This window comes from Micromonospora sp. NBC_01796, from assembly GCF_035917455.1.
Lineage (GTDB): Bacteria > Actinomycetota > Actinomycetes > Mycobacteriales > Micromonosporaceae > Micromonospora_G.
This window is the reverse complement of sequence record NZ_CP109078.1, coordinates 3,794,633-3,814,682: the sequence shown is the minus strand read 5'-3', so window position 1 is coordinate 3,814,682 and position 20,050 is coordinate 3,794,633. Positions and strand designations below refer to the sequence as shown.

Annotated in this window: 17 protein-coding genes; 6 read left to right on the top strand and 11 right to left on the bottom strand. The window is 71.0% G+C overall.

Going from position 1 to position 20,050, the window contains the following annotated elements; all coding sequences use genetic code 11:
- Positions 1 to 18 precede the first annotated feature (18 nt).
- A complete protein-coding gene (locus tag OIE47_RS17620) occupies positions 19 to 1,458 on the top strand; it encodes a GuaB1 family IMP dehydrogenase-related protein (protein WP_326562560.1) in 1,440 nt (479 codons plus the stop codon).
- Between the two features lie 36 nt (positions 1,459 to 1,494).
- On the opposite strand, the gene OIE47_RS17615 is transcribed toward OIE47_RS17620, so the two are convergent.
- The 6 genes from OIE47_RS17615 to OIE47_RS17590 form a co-directional block, all read right to left on the bottom strand.
- Positions 1,495 to 2,085 (bottom strand): TetR/AcrR family transcriptional regulator, encoded by a 591-nt coding sequence (locus OIE47_RS17615; RefSeq protein ID WP_326562559.1) that lies wholly within the window; start codon positions 2,083 to 2,085, stop codon positions 1,495 to 1,497.
- A 143-nt stretch (positions 2,086 to 2,228) separates the two neighbouring features.
- The gene (thrS, locus tag OIE47_RS17610; protein WP_326562558.1) at positions 2,229 to 3,431 is read right to left on the bottom strand and encodes a threonine--tRNA ligase; all 1,203 of its coding nucleotides are present in this window, start codon (positions 3,429 to 3,431) and stop codon (positions 2,229 to 2,231) included.
- 250 nt (positions 3,432 to 3,681) lie between these two features.
- Positions 3,682 to 4,545 carry a transglutaminase family protein gene (locus OIE47_RS17605; RefSeq protein WP_326562557.1) on the bottom strand — a complete coding sequence of 288 codons (864 nt, stop codon included), beginning with the start codon at positions 4,543 to 4,545 and terminating at the stop codon, positions 3,682 to 3,684.
- 22 nt (positions 4,546 to 4,567) lie between these two features.
- Positions 4,568 to 5,524, bottom strand: a complete 957-nt coding sequence (locus OIE47_RS17600; RefSeq protein ID WP_326562556.1) for an alpha-E domain-containing protein — start codon at positions 5,522 to 5,524, stop codon at positions 4,568 to 4,570.
- On the bottom strand, positions 5,518 to 7,158 hold the full coding sequence (locus tag OIE47_RS17595; protein WP_326562555.1) for a circularly permuted type 2 ATP-grasp protein: 1,641 nt from the start codon (positions 7,156 to 7,158) through the stop codon (positions 5,518 to 5,520). The genes OIE47_RS17600 and OIE47_RS17595 overlap by 7 nt, the downstream gene beginning before the upstream one ends.
- A gap of 356 nt (positions 7,159 to 7,514) precedes the next feature.
- Positions 7,515 to 7,982, bottom strand: coding sequence for a hypothetical protein (locus OIE47_RS17590; protein ID WP_326562554.1), 468 nt, complete (start codon positions 7,980 to 7,982; stop codon positions 7,515 to 7,517).
- Positions 7,983 to 8,711: 729 nt separating this feature from the next.
- On the opposite strand from OIE47_RS17590, the gene OIE47_RS17585 reads away from it, so the two are divergent.
- Complete coding sequence (locus OIE47_RS17585) at positions 8,712 to 8,987, top strand: hypothetical protein (protein ID WP_326562553.1); 276 nt, start codon at positions 8,712 to 8,714, stop codon at positions 8,985 to 8,987.
- Between the two features lie 321 nt (positions 8,988 to 9,308).
- Complete coding sequence (locus OIE47_RS17580) at positions 9,309 to 10,058, top strand: DedA family protein (protein WP_326562552.1); 750 nt, start codon at positions 9,309 to 9,311, stop codon at positions 10,056 to 10,058.
- On the opposite strand, the gene OIE47_RS17575 is transcribed toward OIE47_RS17580, so the two are convergent.
- The gene (locus tag OIE47_RS17575) at positions 10,015 to 11,418 is read right to left on the bottom strand and encodes an NAD(P)H-quinone dehydrogenase (protein ID WP_326562551.1); all 1,404 of its coding nucleotides are present in this window, start codon (positions 11,416 to 11,418) and stop codon (positions 10,015 to 10,017) included. The two genes, OIE47_RS17580 and OIE47_RS17575, sit on opposite strands and share 44 nt — an antisense overlap.
- 106 nt (positions 11,419 to 11,524) lie before the next feature.
- On the opposite strand from OIE47_RS17575, the gene OIE47_RS17570 reads away from it, so the two are divergent.
- A complete protein-coding gene (locus tag OIE47_RS17570) occupies positions 11,525 to 11,980 on the top strand; it encodes a gamma-glutamylcyclotransferase family protein (RefSeq protein WP_326562550.1) in 456 nt (151 codons plus the stop codon).
- Between the two features lie 26 nt (positions 11,981 to 12,006).
- Here OIE47_RS17570 and OIE47_RS17565 read toward each other — a convergent pair whose 3' ends face one another.
- Positions 12,007 to 12,741, bottom strand: a complete 735-nt coding sequence (locus OIE47_RS17565; RefSeq protein WP_326562549.1) for an SCO6745 family protein — start codon at positions 12,739 to 12,741, stop codon at positions 12,007 to 12,009.
- A gap of 81 nt (positions 12,742 to 12,822) precedes the next feature.
- Positions 12,823 to 13,812 carry a hypothetical protein gene (locus tag OIE47_RS17560; protein ID WP_326562548.1) on the bottom strand — a complete coding sequence of 330 codons (990 nt, stop codon included), beginning with the start codon at positions 13,810 to 13,812 and terminating at the stop codon, positions 12,823 to 12,825.
- 218 nt (positions 13,813 to 14,030) lie between these two features.
- On the opposite strand from OIE47_RS17560, the gene OIE47_RS17555 reads away from it, so the two are divergent.
- Positions 14,031 to 15,020, top strand: a complete 990-nt coding sequence (locus tag OIE47_RS17555; RefSeq protein WP_326562547.1) for a DUF4349 domain-containing protein — start codon at positions 14,031 to 14,033, stop codon at positions 15,018 to 15,020.
- 55 nt (positions 15,021 to 15,075) lie between these two features.
- Here the strand turns inward: OIE47_RS17555 and OIE47_RS17550 are convergent, their stop codons facing one another.
- Positions 15,076 to 16,122: a hypothetical protein gene (locus OIE47_RS17550; RefSeq protein WP_326562546.1), complete on the bottom strand. Its 1,047-nt coding sequence runs from the start codon at positions 16,120 to 16,122 to the stop codon at positions 15,076 to 15,078.
- 157 nt (positions 16,123 to 16,279) lie between these two features.
- Entirely contained in the window at positions 16,280 to 17,731 is a 1,452-nt protein-coding gene (locus tag OIE47_RS17545; RefSeq protein WP_326562545.1) for an amidohydrolase, read from the bottom strand.
- Positions 17,732 to 18,115: 384 nt separating this feature from the next.
- On the opposite strand from OIE47_RS17545, the gene OIE47_RS17540 reads away from it, so the two are divergent.
- Entirely contained in the window at positions 18,116 to 20,017 is a 1,902-nt protein-coding gene (locus OIE47_RS17540; RefSeq protein WP_326562544.1) for a serine/threonine-protein kinase, read from the top strand.
- Positions 20,018 to 20,050 lie beyond the last annotated feature (33 nt).

Below are 20,050 nucleotides of genomic sequence, written 5' to 3'. Positions count from 1 at the left end.
CGGGGGCATGATGATCGGGTGCGGTTTCTCTCCGGCGCGGCCTCCGCGCACGACCTGACGTACAACGACGTGTTCATGGCCCCGGTCCGGTCGGACCTGGCGTCCCGGCTCGACGTCGACCTGAGCACCTCCGACGGCACCGGCACCACGATCCCGATCGTGGTCGCCAACATGACCGCGGTGGCGGGTCGACGGATGGCCGAGACGGTCGCCCGGCGCGGTGCGATCGCCGTACTGCCGCAGGACATCCCGGTCGAGGTGGTGACCGAGGTCGTCGGCTGGGTGAAGCAACGCCACCTGGTGCACGACACCGCGATCACGCTCGGCCCGACCGACACCGTCGGCGACGCAATCCACCTGCTGCCGAAGCGCTCGCACGGTGGGCTGGTGGTGGTCGACGAGGAGAACCGCCCGCTCGGGGTGGTCACCGAGGCCGACACCGAGGGCGTGGACCGGTTCACCCAGGTACGGCACGTGATGTCGACCGAACTGCACACGGTGCCGGCGGAGGCGGATCCGCGTACGGGGTTCGACCTGCTGTCCCAGGGACGGCGACGGCTCGCCCCGGTGGTCGACGTCGAGGGGCGCCTGGTCGGGGTGCTGACCCGGCAGGCCGCGCTGCGGGCCACCCTGTACCGCCCGGCGCTGGACGGCAAGGGGCGACTCCGGGTGGCGGCGGCGATCGGGATCAACGGTGACGTGGCCGGCAAGGCGGCGGCGCTGCTCGAAGCGGGCGTCGACACGCTGGTCGTGGACACCGCGCACGGGCACCAGGAACGGATGATCTCGGCCCTGCGGGCGGTACGGGCGCTCGACCCGGCGGTTCCCCTGGTCGCCGGCAACGTGGTCACCGCCGACGGCGTACGCGATCTGGTCGACGCCGGCGCGGACATCGTCAAGGTCGGCGTCGGTCCGGGCGCGATGTGCACCACCCGGATGATGACCGGGGTGGGCCGACCGCAGTTCTCCGCCGTACTCGACTGCGCCAGCGCTGCGGCCGAACTGGGCCGGCACGTCTGGGCCGACGGCGGCGTACGGCACCCGCGCGACGTAGCCCTGGCACTCGCCGCCGGCGCCTCGAACGTGATGATCGGTTCCTGGTTCGCCGGCACCTACGAATCCCCAGGTGACCTGTACGCGGATCCGGACGGCCGGCGTTACAAGGAGAGCTTCGGCATGGCGTCGGCACGTGCGGTGAGCGCCCGTACGGCCGAGGACAGCCCGTTCGACCGGGCCCGGAAGGCGGTCTTCGAGGAGGGCATCTCCACCGCCCGGATGTTCCTCGACCCGTCCCGCCCCGGTGTCGAGGACCTGATCGACGAGATCATCGCCGGGGTACGCAGCGCCTGCACGTACACCGGCGCCAGGAACCTGGCCGAGTTCTCGGCGAACGCGCTGATCGGGGTGCAGAGCGCCGCCGGTTACACCGAGGGGATGGCCCTTCCGGCGGGTTGGTGACGAGGGCCGTCGCTCCGTGTCAACCGACGCGCAGGGTCAGCCGACGCGGAACAGGCCCTGGATCACGGCTCGGCTCACCGACGTCGGGTCGTCGCCGACCTCCGGCGGGAGTGCGCCGCTGAGCCAGAGCGTGGCGAAGCCGTGCACCATCGACCAGGCGGCCAGCCCGGCGAGCCGGGGATCACGTTCGTCGCCCGGTGACTCGTCCAGCGTCGCCACCCCGGCCTGCAGCTCATCGGTGGACCGCTGCTTGGCTGCGACCAGCAACGGATCGTCCGGGCGGTAGAGCTCGGGGCGGAACATGACCTCGAAGTGCGCCCGGTGCTCGACGGCGAACCGGACGTAACCAACACCGATCTCGAGCAGGCTCCCGGTTTCCTTGCGTACCCGGCCGAGGTCGTCGGCGAGCAGGTGGAAGCCCTGGGTGGCGAGCACTGTCAGCAGGCCGGCCTTGTCGCCGAAGTGGTGGGTGGGCGCCGCATGCGAGACCCCGGCCCGCCGAGCCAGGTCCCGCAGACTCAGCGCCGTCGGCCCCGACTCCTCGATCGCCGAAACCGCCGCCTCCAACAACACCCGCTGCAGGTCACCATGGTGATAAGGCCGCCCCGCCGCTGTTTCCCCACTCACCCCCCAACCCTATCTTGCCGCCGCCAAGATCCCCCCACCCCACCCTCAAGATCGCCCTCTTGTAGAGAAAGTGTGGGAATTCCGCCTTGGATTCCACCTCTTTCTCTACAAGAGCGCTGATCTTGGGCGGGGTGGGGCGGGGGTCAGGGGAGGGGGGAGACGGCGGTGGTGATGAGGGTGAGGGCTTCGGGCGCCGGGATGGGGTCGAGGGCTTGGCCGTCGCGGAGGCGCAGCGAGACCAGGTTCTCGGCTGCCTCGCGGGGGCCGATCACGGCGGCGTACGGGACCCGGCGGCGGGCCGAGGCGCGTACGCGGGCGCCCAGCGACCCGTCGGGGGCGAGTTCCGCCCGAAGGCCCGCCTCCACGGCGGTACGGGTGAAGGCCGCCGCGACCTCGTACTGCTCCGGGCCGATCGGGAGCACCTCCAACTGCACCGGGGCGTACCAGGCGGGAAACGCCCCCTCGTGCACCTCGATCAGGTACGCGAACAGCCGCTCCATGCTGCCGACCAGGCTCCGGTGCACGATCACCGGTCGACGGGGCCGACCATCGGAGTCCATGTAGGACAGATCGAACTTCTCCGCCTTGTCGAAGTCGAGCTGGATGGTGGAGAGGGTTGACTCCCGCCCGGCCGGATCCTGGATCTGGATGTCGATCTTCGGCCCGTAGAACGCCGCCTCCCCGGCCGCCTCGACGTACGGCTGCCCGGCCGCGTCGAGCGCCTCCCGGAGCAGGTTCTCCGCCCGCTCCCACACGTCGTCGTCGCCGACGTACTTCTCGCCCGGTCCGCGCAGCGACAGCCGGAACCCGGCCGGGCGTACGCCGAGCGCGGCGTGCGCGGTCCGGATCAGTCCGAGGATCTCGGCGACCTCGTCGCCGACCTGCTCCAGGGCGCAGAAGTTGTGCGCGTCGTTGAGCCAGATCGCGCGTACCCGGCTCAGGCCGCCGAGCACCCCGGACCGCTCCGGCCGGTACATCCCGCCCAGCTCACCGATGCGCAGCGGCAACTCGCGGTACGACCGGCCGCGGGCGGCGAAGACGAGGCAGTGGTGCGGGCAGAGCGCCGGCCGGAGGACGAACTCGTCGTCGTCGGAGAGGCGCATCGGCGGGAACATGTCGTCGGCGAAGTAGCCGAGGTGTCCCGACCGTTCGAACAGCTCCCGTTTGCCCATCGGGGGCGAGTAGACGTGCTGGTAGCCGGCCCGCCGCTCCAGCTCGCGGACGTACTCCTCGACGGCGTGCCGGGCGGCGGCGCCGGCCGGTAGCCAGATCGGCAGGCCCGCGCCGGAGAGGGGGTCGGCGTGGAACAGCTCCAGTTCGCGGCCCAACCTGCGGTGGTCGACCATGTCCATGCTCCTGACTCGGGTACGACCCTGAGCCCGGCCACCCGTGTCAATCGAGTGGACCGGTCGGAGCGGACCGGTCCGGAGTACGAAGCAGCCCCGGAGCGGTTCGCCCCGGGGCCGTTGGTTGACGGTGAGAAATTCGCGTCAGCGCGGCACGCCGGGGTGTCCCGGCGTCGTCGTCACTGCCACGAAATGCTGCATGCCGGGGAGGTTACGCCGCCCTCGGCACCCACCGCACCCACATTTGCCCTCACCGCAGCCGGGTGATGGTGACCTCCACGCCCTGGCCGGTGTTCTTCGGACCGGAGTAGACGCCCTTGAGCGGCGGTACGTCGCCGTACTCCCGGCCCCGCCCGACCACGACGTGCCGCTCGCCGATCGGGATGCCGTTGGTGGGGTCGAAGCCGGTCCACCGGCCGACCCACCACTCCACCCAGGCGTGGCTCTGACCGACGACGCTCTCCCCGATGCTCGCCGACGGCGACGGGTGCAGGTAACCGGAGACGTAGCGGGAGGGGATGCCGGCCGACCGGAGCAGTCCCACCAGCAGGTGGCTGATGTCCTGGCAGACGCCCTTGCGCTGGCGCCACGCCTGCACCGCGTCGGTCTGTACGCCGGTCGCCCCGGCCGTGTACGCCACCTCGTCGCGGATCTGCTCGCAGAGCGCCAGCGCGGTGGCGTGCGGGGTGGGGTGACCGGCGCGGGCGATCTCGGCCAGCGCGGTCAGTTCCTCATCCAGGGCGGTACGCGGGGTCGGCAGCAGCAGTTCGTGCCACCGGTCGACGTGTTCGGGCCGGGCCAGATCGGCCCAGGTCGCGCCGCCGGTGGGCGGGAGCAGGTCACCCGCGGGCAGGGTCTCCACCGTCGAGGCGGCGGTGACCCGCAGCGCCTCGTGCGCGCTGTGTACGTCGAACGCGGTGACCGAGGTGCCCCAGTAGTCCTCGTACCGGTAGGTCCTGGCGGACGGCCACACCTCCACCCGGGCGTCGAGCACCGCCTGGCGGGTCTCGTTGCGGGGCGACATCCGGGCCTCGTTGTACGAGGACGCGACCTTGCCGGCGTAACTGAACCCGGTCCGGTGGATGATCTTCAATCGCCAACTGTTGACGCTCACGCGGCTTCCTCCGGTGCTGCCCTCATGCCACTGCCTCCGGGACCCACAGGACCGCCGAGGTCTGGCGGAAGTAGCGGCGCGAGACCGCCTCGTTCACCTGTGAACAGGTGCGTTCGAGGCTGGCCAGCACGCTCGGGAAGTCGGCCAGGAGTTCCTCCGCGCCCCGGAATTCCAGGTTGGTCCTGGCCCGACCCACGATCCGCTGCGCCTCGGTGGCGACACCGACCCGACCCGGCTGGCCGCCGGGCCCACCGGTCGGTTCGAGGTCGGTCAGGCACGCCTCGGCGGCCGACAGGGCGGCGAAGACCGAGCGCGGGAAGAGGCGGTCGAGCAGGAGGAACTCGGCGGCGTACCGGTCGTCGAGCGAGCCACGGTAGGTGCGCAGGAACGTCTCCCAGGCGCCGCACGAACGCAGCAGGGTCAGCCAGGACGGGATGCTGCCGCCGGCGCGTACGTGGGTGGAGAGCAGCCGGGCGGTCATGTCGACCCTTTCCACGCTGCGGCCGAGGACCAGGAACAGCCAGCCCTCGTCCCGGCTCATGGTGGCGTCGGCGAGCCCGGCGAGCAGGGCGCAGCGTTCGCGTACCCAGCGGAAGAAGGCGTGTACGCCCTGCTGCTCGACCCGGCGACGGGCGTCGGGCAGGCCGTGCCAGGTGGCGTTGAGCCCTTCCCACATGTCGGCGGAGATGGTCTCCCTGGCCCCACGGGCGTTCTCCCGGGCAGCGGCGAGCGCACCCACCACCGAGCTGTGGCTGCTCTCGTCCAGGCCGAGCAGGCCGACCACCCGGGCGGCGGAGACCGGCTGCTCCGGTGGCGGTACGCCCATCACGGCGAGCAGTGAACGGCAGGCGGTCTCCTCGTCGGCCCACGGGTCGGCGAGCATCCGGTGCAGGTGTACGTCGAGGATGCGGGCGGTGTCCTCGGCCCGCTCGACGTACCGGCCGATCCAGTAGAGCGACTCCGCGATCCGGCTCAGCATGACACTGCCCCGTCGATCCGGGCGGACTGCTGCTGCTGTTGCTGCTGCACGGCGACCGGACCGGAGTCCGGGCCGGGGTCGGGGCTGCGCGGCGCCGGCACGCTGGTGCCGGTGGACGCACCCGCTCCGGCGGGTTCGTCGGGGGCGAGGTAGACGGCCGGCGGTGTTTCGACCGGGCCGCCGACCGTGATCGCGGCGACCGGCGCCTCGGCGAGCACCCAGGTGTCCTTCGACCCCCCGCCCTGGCTGGAGTTGACCACCAGCGCGCCCTCCGGCAGCGCCACCCGGGTCAGCCCGCCGGGCAGGACGGTGACCCGTTCGCCGTCGTTGACCGCGAACGGTCGCAGGTCCACGTGCCGGGCCCGCAGCCGGTTGCCGACCAGGGTCGGCACCATGGACAGGGCGACCTCGCGCTGGGCGATCCAGCCGCGCGGGTCGTGCCGTACCTTCTCGGCGAGCAGGGACAGTTCCTCGTCGCTCGCCTGGGAGCCGATCACGATGCCGGCGCCCCCGGAGCCGTCGACCGGCTTGAGCACCAACTGGTCGAGCCGGTCGAGGACGTGGTCGAGCACGTCCGGTTCCTCCAGCCGGTAGGTCTCCACGTTGGGCAGGATCGGCTCCTCGTCCAGGTAGTAGCGGATCAGCTCGGGCACGTACGTGTAGAGCAGCTTGTCGTCGGCGACGCCGTTGCCGACCGCGTTGGCGATGGTGACCCGACCGGCACGGGCGGCGTTGAGCAGCCCGGCCACGCCGATCACCGAGTCGGCCCGGAAGTGCACCGGGTCGAGGAAGTCGTCGTCGATCCGCCGGTAGATGACGTCGACGCGTTGTTCACCCGCGGTGGTCCGCATGGCTACCTCGTTACCCACACAGACCAGGTCCCGACCCTCGACCAGCTCGACGCCCATCTCGCGGGCGAGCAGGGCGTGCTCGAAGTAGGCGGAGTTGTGCACGCCTGGGGTGAGGACCACCACCGTGGGCTCGCTGACACCGACCGGGGCCGCGGCGCGCAGGGCCCGCAACAACTGCCCGGGGTACGACTCGACCGGCTGGATCCGGGTGGCGGCGAAGACCTCGGGCAGTACGTGAGCCATCGCCCGCCGGTTCTCCATCACGTAACTGACCCCGGAGGGAACCCGTACGTTGTCCTCCAGCACCCGGAACGTGCCCTGCTCATCGCGGACCAGGTCGACCCCGGCGACGTGGATGCGTACGCCGTTGTGTGGGTTGACCCCGGCGACCTCGCGGTGGAAATGCGCGCTGGTCACCACGATCCGGCGCGGCACCACCCCGTCGGCGAGCACCTGGCCGGCACCGTAGATGTCGGCCAGGAACGCCTCCAGGGTGCGGACCCGCTGCGCCACCCCGGCCTCGACCACCCGCCACTGGTCGGCGGCGATGATCCTCGGCACGATGTCGAGCGGGAACGGCCGCTCGATGCCCTTGAGCGCGAACGTGATGCCCTGGTCGAGGAACGCCCTGGCCAGCACCTCGGCCCGGATGCCCAACTCGACGCTGGACAGCGGTTGCAGGGTGGCGTGCAACGCCTCGTACGTTTCCCGCGGCATGCCCGGCTCGCCGAACATCTCGTCCCATCCAGGGCCGAGGCGGTAGTCCTCGAACAAGTCCGCCATGTCCTGACGCTACGCCGATCTCGTTGCGCCCACGTAACGACGGAACTCGACAGTTCGCCCTTACCTGCCGGGGAAGCAGGTCAGCGCCACGATGCGGGCGGAGATCCCTACCGCGACCGCCGAGGCTTCAGCTTGTTGAGCTTTGCCCTTACTGCGGATACATGTCCAGGTTCGGTGACCTCGTAGCCGAGGCGTTCGAGCGTCTCGATCGCGGTATCCGGGTGCGAGCGAACCACTGCCGCCACCTGCTTACGGCGGAAGACCTCGCGCTCCTCGTTCAACACCTTCTGCCAGCCGCCCTTCGGCTCGACCAGGCCCTCGACGATCAGACACTCCAGCAGATCCTCGAGCGCCGGTCAAAACCGCCGGCCACCGACCGGTAGATGGAGCTTGCGGAGTCTGTCTCGCAGGCCCAACTCACGCAGAAGCTGTTCCAGCGACTCATGGCGGGCATCGACCTGCACATGAGCCTCCGTGTAGATCTCCTTGTCTCGCTCGTAGTCGTAGTGCAGAAGCGTGTGTTCATGCTCCGGGCCCAGGTAGATACCGCAGTAGGAGGTCCGGACGGTGAGGTAGCCCTCTTCGTTCAGAAACAACCTGCAGCTCAGATCGAGCCAGATCCTTGAGAAACGGGCACGGGAACGCATGCGCACGGGTTCGCTAAGAAGCTCTTGACGATTGAGGAGGGTACCCACGACCACTTCCTCGTTCGCATGCAGCACCGCCACGACCTTTGCGTTGTCGCAGACGGTGCGGTTGAGCAACTCCGACAGCGTCTCGGCGAACTTGCGCGCCTGCTTCCCTAGGTCAGGGGCGCCGGCCACCGATTGCCATCCACAGCTTCCTTGCCTCGTTCGACGAGAAGTCCCGGCTCTCAGCCTCAGCGGCCAGTTGGTCGTAGGTCAGACCGAGGCGACGCAGACCCCGTTCGGTGGCCTCACGCCACTCGGAGTTCGTCAGCGGAACCACTTCGACGTCGGGACTTTCTATAACGGCGGGATTAGTCATGATCTGGCGCCTTCCAGGTTGGCGAGGGGTGGTACCTGGTTGGTCGCCTCCATCGTAGGAAGGGTCACTCCCGAATCCAATAGCCACGAGGCTGACGATATGCGGGGAGCTACAAGACCATCGCCGAATGCGACGAATTCACTTCCTCGCACAACGCGAAGAAGAATCGATGATTATTCACGTTCGTCAACATCGACCGAGGTCGCCAGCCCGCAGCCAAGACGTTCGAACTCTCCCAACAGGAGTTGAAGCAAGGGACGCGCGATGGAACGAAGTCCAACCTTCTGTCGGCATCACGACCTTGCCTGAGCTGCCCCTCCCATCGACACAAACACCGCAACCTTGACCCAATAGGTACCGATCAATCAGGTTCCCGACATATGCGCACCTACCCCACCTCAAATTGGTTGAGCAGGATATCCACCCTGATCAGCTGGGCCGGACCACCGCAATGCAGTGGCATCCGGAGTAGTCGGACCCCACAGCCCGCTGCTTCGCGATCAATGGCAGCTCCACCGAACCCCGCAGACCCCTGGAGGCACCTCATGACCCCCACCACCACCCAGACCCGGCACCCCTGGCGGGCTACCGCCCGGACCATCCTCGCCGCCCTCGTCGGCGCCCTGTCCCTGGTTCCCACCGTGGCCGCGACCGCCGGGCTGGACACCGTACCCGCGGTTGCCCAGCTCATCGTCGTGGCTGGCGTGATCACCCGGATCCTGGCCGTTCCGGGCGTGGACCAGTGGCTGCGTCGGTTCCTGCCCTGGCTGGCCTCGGCACCGGGCAACGACGCCCAACCGGTGACCCAACCCGTGACCTGACCGGTGCCCGGCGGTCCGACCCGCGCCCGAAGCACAGTGGTGGGCCGCCGGCGCGGGACCCGCCGGCGGCCCGATGGCTAGCCGTAACCGTCAGGAACGGGGGGACCTGAGGTGGCGGGTCGCGCCCTACCCACGGTACGCCGACAGCCCGGTTTGCCGGGGTCCCGCGAACCGCACCCAGGCGCAACACGAACGCCACGGGCGCGACACCGGCAATATCACACCCCGTTCCGCGGCCGGTGGCCGTAGCGTGGCCGGTATCACCACTGGTCGGGCCTGTGTACAGCGGCGGAGAGCGCCGGTTCAGGCTCGACGGAGACCATGGCGGCCGATCGCGTCGAGGTGACCCGAGTGCTCGAACTTCTCACCAACGTCGCGTCCCCCACGTCGGCGTACCTGGCGCTGTTCGGCCTCCTCGTCGTGGACGCCTTCGTGCCGGTGGTACCGACCCAGGTAGTGATGATCACCGGCGGTGCCCTGACCATCTACGGCAACCTGAACCTGGCGCTCACCATCGGCGTCGGCACGCTCGGTGTGTTCTGCGGCGACACCGCCTGTTACCTGCTCGGCCGAACCGGGGCGGGACGGCTGCTCAGCGGCTGGCGCAGCGCACGGAGCCGGGCCGGGAACGCCGACGAGCAGGGCGAGCGGGCGAACAGCTCCCGGTCCAGGCAGGCCGCCGGACGCTTCACCCGCGCACTGCGGCAACCCGGACCGCTGGTCATCCTGCTCTGCCGCTTCGTACCGGGCGGACGCATGATCGCCTGCTTCAACGCCGGTCGGGTCCGTTACCCGTACAAGCGCTTCCTCGTCTACGACGCGCTGGCCGCGCTCGGCTGGGCCGCCTACGGCGCCCTGGTCGGCCACCTCGGCGGCGCCGCGCTCACGGACTCGGTGTGGCGGCTGGCCACGGTGGCCCTGGTGGCCGCGGCCGGCTTCGCCGCCGCCGGCTGGGCGCTGACCCTGACCACCGGGCGGACCCCGACGGAGCTGCCAACGCCGGAGCCGGCGCTGGCAGCCTCCGGGATCACTCCGACCCGTGCAGCATCAGCTGACGCGCCGCCTCGGTGACCGAGCCGGACAGCGACGGGTAGATCGTGATCGTGTGGGCCAACTGGTCCACGGTCAGGTTGTTCTCCACCGCGAGCGTGATCGGCAGGATCAGCTCGCTGGCCTTCGGTGAGACCACCACACCGCCGATCACCTGACCACTGGCCGGCCGGCAGAACAGCTTCACGAAGCCGTCGGAGAGGTCGGCCATCTTGGCCCGCGCGTTGCCGGCCAGCGGCAGCATCACCTGCCGGGCCGGGGTACGCCCGGAGTCCACCTCGTCCTGCGACACCCCGACGGTGGCCAACTCCGGATCGGTGAAGACGTTCGCCGCGACCGTACGCAGCCGCAGCGGCTGGACCGCCTCGCCGAGCGCGTGCCACATCGCGATCCGGCCCTGCATCGCGGCGACGCTCGCCAGCGGCAGGACCCCGGTGCAGTCCCCGGCGGCGTAGATGCCCGGGACGTTCGTCCGGGACACCCGGTCGGTGGTGACGTACCCGCCCGGGGAGACCGCGACGCCGTACTCGGGCAGGCCGAGGGTGGCGGTGTCGGGGATCGAGCCGACCGCCATCAGGGCGTGCGAGCCGGTGATCGTACGACCGTCGGAGAGTTCCACCACGACCCCGTCGGCGGTACGCCGTACGCCGTTGGCGCGGGAGTTGTTCAGGATGGTCATGCCCCGGGCCCGGAACACCTGCTCGATCGCGGCGGCGGCGTCGGCGTCCTCGTGCGGCATCACCCGGTCCCGGCTGGAGACGAGGGTCACCCGGACCCCCATCGCCAGGTAGGCGCTGGCGAACTCGGCCCCGGTCACCCCGGACCCGATCACGATCAGGTCCTCGGGGAGTTCGTCCAGGTCGTACACCTGCCGCCAGGTCAGGATCCGTTCCCCGTCCGGTACGGCGGTCGGCAGCACCCGGGGCGTGGCCCCGGTGGCGATCAGTACCGTGGAGGCGTCAACCGGGTACTCGGAGTCACCACCGGTCGGGGTGACGAGCACCCGGTGGGTGTGACCGAGCGTGTCCTCACCGAGCCGGGCCCGACCGGCGATGAAGGTGACGCCCGCTTTGATGAGTTTGGCGTGGATGTCCGCCGACTGGGCCAGCGCGAGGCGCTTGACCCGCCCGTACACGGCCTCGGCGTCGACCGTGACCGCCTCCAGACCGTCCGAGTGCACCCCGAACTCCTCCGTGTCCCGGTACCCGGTGACCACGTCCGAGCTGGCGATGAAGGTCTTGGACGGGACGCAGTCGGAGAGCACGCAGGCCCCGCCGGCCCCCTCGGCCTCGATGACGGTGACGTCCGCGTCCAACTGGGCCGCTACCAGCGCGGCCTCGTAACCGGCCGGCCCCCCGCCGATGATCACGATACGGCTCACAGAACTTGCCCTTCGTTGACGCTCACAGTGACTTTCTTCTCCCCAACCCGTCCGACACGCACGGTCGTATTCTCCACCACCCGTCCGCCGGGCTATCGTCATCGCCGTGCGTCACTACGCCGCGTACGGCTCAAACCTCGATCCTGCCCGGATGCGTGCCTACTGTCCGCATTCGCCCATGATCGGCACCGGCTGGCTGGAAGGCTGGCGCCTCACCTTCGCCGGTGAGGGGGTGATCGGTTGGGAGGGTGCGGTCACCACCATCGTCGAATCTCCCGGCGATCGCGTCTTCGTCGCGATCTACGACGTGCATCCCTGGGATGCTGCCCAACTCGACGAGGTCGAGGGGGTGATCGCGGAGACCTACCGCAAGCTGCACGTACGGGTGGTGACCCTGGACGGCGAGGTCACCGCCTGGGTCTACGTCTTCGCCGGGTACGAGGGCGGCCTGCCCACCGCCTGGTACCTCTCCGAGATCGCCAACGCGGCCGAGAAGGCCGGCGCCCCGGACGACTACGTCGCCGAACTGCGCGCCCGCCCGACCGGCACCGCCACCACCTGACCCCCGGCCACACGAAGACCGACGGGTCAGGTCAGGCCGGTACGCAGGCTGCCGAGCAGGTCGACCAGTTCGATCCGTTCGGTGCCGCGCAGGTTGCGGAACCCGGTCGCGGCGAGCTTGTCGGTGACCGCGTCCGCCCAGAGCCGGCGCCGGATCAGCGAGGCGACCTGCGGGTACGGCGGCTGCCAGCCGTTGGCCAGCGCACCCGCCTCGCCGTCCGGCCCGGCCAGGATCGCCTCCAGCGGGGTCAGCCCGGCGACCCGTACGGCGATCAGGTGGGCGGCGCTGTAGTGCTCCCGCAGCAGGTACAGCAGCACCGCCATCCGGCCGGCCGGGTCGTGGACCGGGGGCGGCACCGCCCGCCACGCCGCGAACAGCGGCATCCCGGTCGCGTCGGCGTCCTCGACCACCCGGGAGGTCAACTCGACCAGCCGGTCCAGCTTGGGGAACCCGTGCAGGCGTTCCGTACCCCAGCGGCAGCATTCGGCGAGGTTGCTCGCCGCGACCTCGGTCGGCCGGGCCACCCGGCGGGCGGCCTCCCAGCCCTCGGCGACCGCGTCCGGGGCGAGGAAGCCGAGTGTGGCGGCCACCGTCTCGGCGGCCACGTCGCCGAGCACCCCGCCGCGCCCGGCGACCTGGAACGCCCAGCCGGACAGGCCGAACACGCGGGCACGGTGTTGCGTCTGCGGGCTTTCGCCGAACGCGCCGACCAGTGCCGTGATGCTCGGTCCGGCCGCCGCGGCGGCCTGTTCAGGGGTCAACTGGTCACCCTTCCCGCGATCCGGCGTACCGGTCGGTCGGCCGTTGATCGAGCTTGTTCGTTCCCCCGGTCTGCGGGCACCCTACTCGGCATCGAGCGCCTCGACCGCCGCCTCGACGTCCCCGGTGCGGCGCCGGGCGGCGGCTGCGGCCCGCTCGGCCGTCTTCCGGGCCAGCTTGCGTCGGCTGACCTCCTGCTCAGCCCCGGCCCGCCGACGTTCCGCCTCGGCCAGGGCCCGTTCCGCGTCGGCCAGGGCGGCGGCGCCGTCCCGTTCCGCCGCCGTGGCCCGGTCCAGGTCCGTCTCCGCCCGCCGCTGTTCGGTACGGGCGTTCGCCAGCTCCCGGGCCAGCGTCCGGCGCAGGTTGGCCCGCTCTGCCGCCGCCCGCTTCTCGGCGGCCCGCTCGGCCGCTGACAACTCGGTTGCGTCCCGCCCGGCACCCGACCGTTCCCCGCCCTGCCCCTCTCCCCCGCCGCCGCTCCCGTCACCGCGACCGCCACCGGCACCAGTACCGGCCGACGGTTTGCCGGCGCGGGTTCCCGGCACCGGTAGGGACAGTTCCGGTCCTCCGGCCACCAGGCGTAGCTGTGGTCGGGGGACCTCGCCGAATCCGGCGTAGCTGGCGGCCCGGACCAGCCGGCCGGACCGTACCTGTTCGGCGACGTCGAGGTCGGCGAGCGCGGCCTGGAGGGTCGCCTCCACCTCGGCCAGCGGCAGCTTGCCCGCCGCCAGCCGGCTGTCGGCCTCGGTCGCCAGCGCCCGCGCCTGCGCCACCAGGGCGGAGACCGTGGTGCGCCGCTGGGCGGAGAGTTCGCGCAGTTGCGGCCCGCGCAGTTCCCGCTGGGCGGTACGCAGCTCGCCGGCCAGTTCGACGAGGTCGGCGACGAGGTCGGGGCGGCGGATGGCGAGCAGGTTCACCATCCAGGCCGCGACGGTCGGCTTGCGCAGCTTGGCGATCTGCCGGGCGGTGGCCTCGTCGCCGGCTGCCCGCGCCGCGGCGATCGCCTCGGTACGGGCGACGACAAACCCGTCCGGTGGAGCGGTGTAGAGCCGCTCCACGAGATCAACGGACATGGACCCCGCCCCGCGCTCCGAGCGGGTTCACCTGGGGCTGGACCATCCGGCTGCGTCCAGTTCGGACGATATAACCGGATGCTCGTAACCGGTGCACCGCATCGTGACTCCTCGACAACCGAATCGTGATGTCCCCCAGCGCAGTCTGCCGGAACCGGGGCGCGACCGCCTCGCGTCTGAGCAACACCCGCAACGGGGAAATGACATTCGGAGGACTCATGCGCGATAGGACGCGAGGACGATGGGGCGGGCTCCTGGGCACGGTGGGGCTGATCGCCGTACTGGTCCTGACGGGATGCACCGCCGGGTCGGATGACAGTGCGAGCACCTCGGGCGCCGCCCAGCCGGCCGGGGCGGACGCCGCCCGGGAACCGGGCTTGCAGCAGGACGGCGCCGCGGAGACGAAGCCGGGCGCGGAGGTGCCGACGAACCTGCGGGTGGACCAGCGGTCGATCGTCTACACCGGCTCGATGACGGTCCGGGTCAAGGAGGTCGAGCGGGCCGCCGCGGACGCGGTCACGATCGCGACCGGTGCCGGCGGTTTTGTCGGTGGCGACCAGCGGACCAGCGTCACCGGTGACGCCGAGGCGTCGCTGACCCTGCGGGTGCCGGCGGACCGGTTCGGCTCGGTGGTCGACGCCCTGGCCGAGCTCGGCCGCCAGGAACGGCGTGAGATCAAGACCGAGGACGTGACCGAGGAGACCCTCGACCTGGCCGCGCGGATCAGCACCCAGCAGGCCCGGGTGGAGAGCGGGCGGCGGCTGCTGGCACAGGCCAAGTCCCTGACCGACCTGGTGATGCTGGAGAGCGAGCTGGCCAAGCGGGAGGCCGACCTGGTCGCGCTCCAGGCCCGGCAGCGCCGGCTGGGCGACCTGACCGCACTCTCCACCATCACCGTACGGCTGGTCGGGCCGGAGGCCGTGGTGGTGGAGGAGGAAGAGGAGGCGGACGGCTTCCTCGACGGGCTGCGCGGCGGCTGGGAGGCGCTGCTCGGCACGGTGCGGGTGGTGCTGGTCGTGTTCGGCGCGTTGCTGCCGTGGCTGATCGCGGTCGGCGTACCGGCGTGGGTGGTGATCTGGCTGGTCCGGCGCGACCGTCGGGGGCGGGCGGGTCCACCGGTGGCGGCACCGGCGGGCCATCCGGCAGCCCCGGTGCCCGCGCCACGCAACGAGCCCCCGGCCGGAATTCCGTCCGACCGCACCGACTGAGCCGGGGCGGTGCCGCCGTCGGGTGACCCACCACGGTCACCCGACGGCGGACGGGTCAGCCGAAGTACGCGGAGACGGCCCCGTCGCCGCCCGACCTCGCCCCGTTGCGCCGGCCGCCGCCCAGCCGCCACGGGCCGTCGAGCACCCACGCCCGGATCTGCTCGTCGGTGGCCAGGATGTCCTTGCGCAGGTCGTACACGAGGTGTTGCGGCAGGCTCGGTGGATCACCCCGCCGGGACCCCTTGAACGGCATCACCGGCAGCAGCAGCGGGTAGTCGATGTCACCGTTGCCGTTGCTCAGCCCGATCTCCCGCTCCAGGAAGGCGCGGATCCGGCGCCGTACGTCCTCGACGTCGGCCAGCGGGGCCAGCCCCGGATCGGGTACCCGGTCGTCGATCACCCCGTCCAACGAGGGCCGCTTCCAGATGAGCTGGAAGGCGGGTCGCTTCGCGGCGACACCCCGGTCCCACGGGCGGGGGCTCATCGAGAGCACGTCGTACGTGTGGTGGTGGTACACGATGCCCCGGCTGTCCATGGACTCCAGCACCTCGTCCACCGCGGCCAGCCACGGCAGCAGCGCCTCGTGCCGCAGGTCCCGGCCCCGCCGACGCAGGTACGTCCGGTACAGCTCGGCGCTGCCCACGTACGGGTCGTTGGGGAGTTGGCCCTCCAGACTGGCCCGGTTCGCGTCGATCAGCAGGCGGGACAGGTGAAAGCCGGCCACGGCGACACCCTCGGCCGCCCCTGACCGGACGTCGTCGACCAACCGCCGGTAGATCGCCCCGGTGCCCAGGTCGACGTTCTGGTGCACCAGCTCGGCGAGCGGCTGGAAGTTCCCCGGGTCGGTCTCCTCGATCAGGTCGGCCGGGAGTTCGGTGCCGCCGTGCGGGACGATGTGCAGTTCGGTGATCGGCCCGCGGGCACTACGGACGATCGTGCCGGCCCCGAACCGCTGCTTGCGGTGGTGCGGGCCGGCCGTGGACGCGGGGCCACCGAGATGGGCGTGTCCGCAGTCGACGCAGAGATGTTCCCGTTGGTGCCGCAGGAATGGCGAAGCTCCGCCCGTACTGTCGAGCTCGGCCGTCATCACGCTTTGGCGCACGACCGTTCCTCCTGTTCTGAGGGCGCACTGCGAAGCTGCGCGAGTTGCACACGATGGATGTGGTTCACCGGAACGGGCCCCACAACCCGTCAGCGGTCGGCTCGGGAGGCCTCGTGCCGCCCGGTGCCACCGGCGATCCGACCGCTTGCCCCACGCGCTATTCCTGGTCGGTCCGGGCCGGTCGCCGTACGCCGGGGAAGGCCACCAGGGCGGCGTGCGTCATGACCCGGATGCCGTACCCGATGGCCCGCTCGTCCACGTCGAAACCGGGGTGGTGCAGGTCCGATCCGGGACCGCCGGTGCCGAGGCGGAACATCGCCCCGGGTACGTGCTCCAGGTAGAACGAGAAATCCTCACCGCCCATGCTGACCGCGGCTTCCAGCACCTGTTCCGGGCCGAGTGCGCGACCGGCGGCGGTGGCGATCGTCTCGGTGGCCCGCTGTTCGTTGATCACCGGCGGAAAGCCGCGGTTGTAGCGGATGTCGGCCTTCGCCCCGGTGCCGGTGAGCGCGTCGCGGATCAGCTCGGGAACCAGGTCGGGGGCCTCCCGCCAGGCGTCCTTGCTCAGCGTGCGGATGGTTCCCCGGACCACGCCCTCGGCCGGGATCGTGTTGTACGCGGTACCGGCGTGGGCCGCGGCCCAGACGATCGACAACGGCGTACGCGGGTCCATCCGGCGGCTGAGCAGGCCGGGCACGTCGACGATGAGCCGGCCGAGCGCGTAGACCAGGTCGGTGGTCAGGTGCGGGCGGGCGGTGTGTCCACCCGTACCGGTGACCGTGACCTCGACCATGTCGCAGGCCGCGGTCATCGCCCCGGTCCGTACGCCGACCACGCCGGTGGGCAACTGTGGCGCGCAGTGCAGGGCGTAGATCGCCGACACCTCGTCGAGCCCGCCCGCGTCGATCACCTCGGGCGCTCCGGACGGGAACGCCTCCTCCGCCGGCTGGAAGATCAGCCGGATCCGGCCGTCGAGCCCGCCCTCGGCGGCGAGCCGGGCCAGCAGCAGGCCGGTACCCAGCAGGATCGTGGCGTGTACGTCGTGCCCGCAGGCGTGGCAGACACCGTCGACGGTGGACCGGTAGGCCACGTCCTTGATGTCGGTGAGCGGCAGCGCGTCGATGTCGGCCCGCAGGGCGAGCACCGGACCGTTCGACCGGCCGTTGATGTCGCAGAGGACCCCGTTCCCCTTCGGCAGCAGTCGCGGCTCCAGACCGGCGGCGGAGAGCTCGCGGACGATCAGCGCGGCGGTGCCGAACTCCTGCCCGGACAGCTCGGGGTGTGCGTGGATGAAGCGCCGGGTGGCCACCAGGTCCGGCATCCGGAGTGCCAGCATCCGGTCGAGCTCGTACGGAAGGGGCATGGCGCCGGGCGGCAGCTCGGGTGGGGGCGACGCCAGCGGACTGCCGGGCGGCAGCGTCAACGCACTCGTCACGTCGAATTCTCGATCACTGTGGATGGGATGGGACTCGGACAGCCTAGACCTCCGACGGTGACGCTGCGCAACATCAATTTGGTAGTGATCGGACCGCGTAGCGTCACGTAAGTCCTGGTAGGAGCGTTCGGAAAGCTTCGGTCCGGTCCGAGGGTCACCCTCAAACGCCAGCATGTGGCCCCCTCACCTCCTACAACGCGTGACGGTTGCGCCGGACACGTACCCCCATCCGGACGGCACCAACCACGCCCGAATTGCCGGAATTTTCGCCGCCGGCACCCGACCCTCGAACGGCCGGCGCGCCCGATGGCGAGCAGCGCGACCGTGACCCTGACATACCCCGTTCACCCCCTTACGCACACCGTGTCCGTCAAACCACAGTTCGTCGCGTCATTAGATACACTGCGTCCGGAATTGAGTACGTTGAGTGAGTGAGTTGATGTGGATGTACGAGTTCCGAAGAAGGCACGCCGGGTTGGCTTTCCCTACCGGTGCCACAACCCGCAAGATAGGGGGGATGTGTCCCATGCCCCTCGATTTTTCCCGGCGGCCTTTCCTGTGACTCAGATTCCGACGTGGAGTGGCGGACCAGTCAGCCCCACCAGCGGACGTGCAGCTCCCGGCGCCACCATCGGCGGTCGTTACTCGCTGCGGGCAGCGGTCGGCCATGGCGGCATGGGCACGGTGTGGCGCGCGGCCGACACCCTGCTCCGCCGCGACGTGGCCGTCAAAGAGGTCGTGCTGCCACCGGGGCTCGCCCCCAGTGACCGCGACGCGATGTACGAACGCACCCTGCGGGAGGCCCGCGCGGCCGCCGCCCTGCAGCACCCGGCCGTGGTGCAGGTCTACGACGTGGTCACCGAGGGCGGCCGGCCCTGGATCGTGATGGAGCTGCTCGACGCGCGCAGCCTCGCCGACATGGTGATCGAGGACGGGCCGCTCGCCCCCCGCGCGGTAGCCAAGATCGGCATCGCCCTGCTCGGCGCGCTGGAGGTGGCCCACGCGATCGGCGTACTGCACCGGGACGTGAAACCGGCGAACGTGCTGATCGCCTCCGACGGCCGGTGCGTACTGACCGACTTCGGGGTGGCCCGGATGCCCACCGACGTCCAGCTCACCACCCCCGGCATGGTGCTCGGCTCACCGCACTTCATCTCCCCGGAACGCGCCATGGGCAGCGACTTCGGGCCGCCCAGCGACCTGTTCTCGCTCGGCGTCACGCTCTACACCGCGGTGGAGGGGCGCCCGCCGTTCGACCGGGGCGACCCGATCGAGACCATGCACGCGGTGGTCGAGGACCCGCCCGCACCGCCGAGCCGGTCCGGGCCGCTGACCGACGTGCTGATGGGTCTGCTGGAGAAGGACCCGTCCCGCCGCTTCGACGTGGACACCTCGCGCAACATGCTGCGCGAACTGCTCGCCGGCCCACTGGCCAGCACCGCCGCCGGGCACTTCGTGACCGACCCGTACTCGGTGGTGCCGGCCCAGCGAGCCCCGTGGCAGCCGCCGACCCCGCCCGCGACCCCGCAGCCCAGCGGCCAGATCGGCGGCTCGGCGATGCTCGCACCCGGCGAGTCGCTGACCGACCGGCTGGCCCAGCTACGCAAGTCCGGCGGCCAGGGGGCCCACTCCGGCGGCGGGGACCAGACCAAGGCCGGCGGAGCGCTCAGCACCCCGACCGGCGCCATGCCGGCCGGAGGGCGCTGGGAGGAGACCGGGCCGGCGATCTACGGCACCCCGGGCGGCAGCACCGGCACCTATGGCGGCTCCCGGTCCGGCGGTAACGGTGCCCTCGGCAACGCCGTGGCCGGCGCCCGCCGGTTCGGCGACACCGCCCTCACCACGGTCAAGGGCTGGCCCCGCAAGATGCAGCTCGCCGCGGCCGGCGGCGTGGTCCTGGTCCTGGTGATCGGCATCATCGCCCTGTCCGGCGGCGACTCGGATCCGGCCGCCCCGGTACCCCAGGCCGGGGCGACCCCCACCGCACCGGCCGGGCCGACGTTCCCGGTCCAGACCCACGCCGAACGCGGCGTGTCGGTCAACGTGCCGGAGGGCTGGAAGAAGAACGCCCCCAAGAACGCGGTCTACATCGACTTCACCGACCCCGCCGACGCCGGTCGCCGGGTCCGGGTGCTGATCGAGAAGGCCAGCAGCAACCCGACCCCGACCAAGTTCCTCGAGGCCGCCGGGGGCCAGCTCGCCAAGCCGGACTCGAAGTCCTGCACCAAGCCGTACGCCCAGGTCGCACTCCAGGACGTCGAGATCGGCGGCAAGCCGGCCGGCGAGCTGGAATACACCTGCGGCGAGGGCGACACCAAGCGGCACGGCATCTGGCGGGCGATCATCCAGGACGGCAAGGCGTACGAGTTCTACCTCACCACCCCGGACGCGCGCTTCCAGGAGAGCAAGCCGATCTTCGACGAGATGGTCCGCAGCTTCACCATCACCGGGATCGGCTGACCCACCGACCGGGGGACCCTCACCGACCGGGTC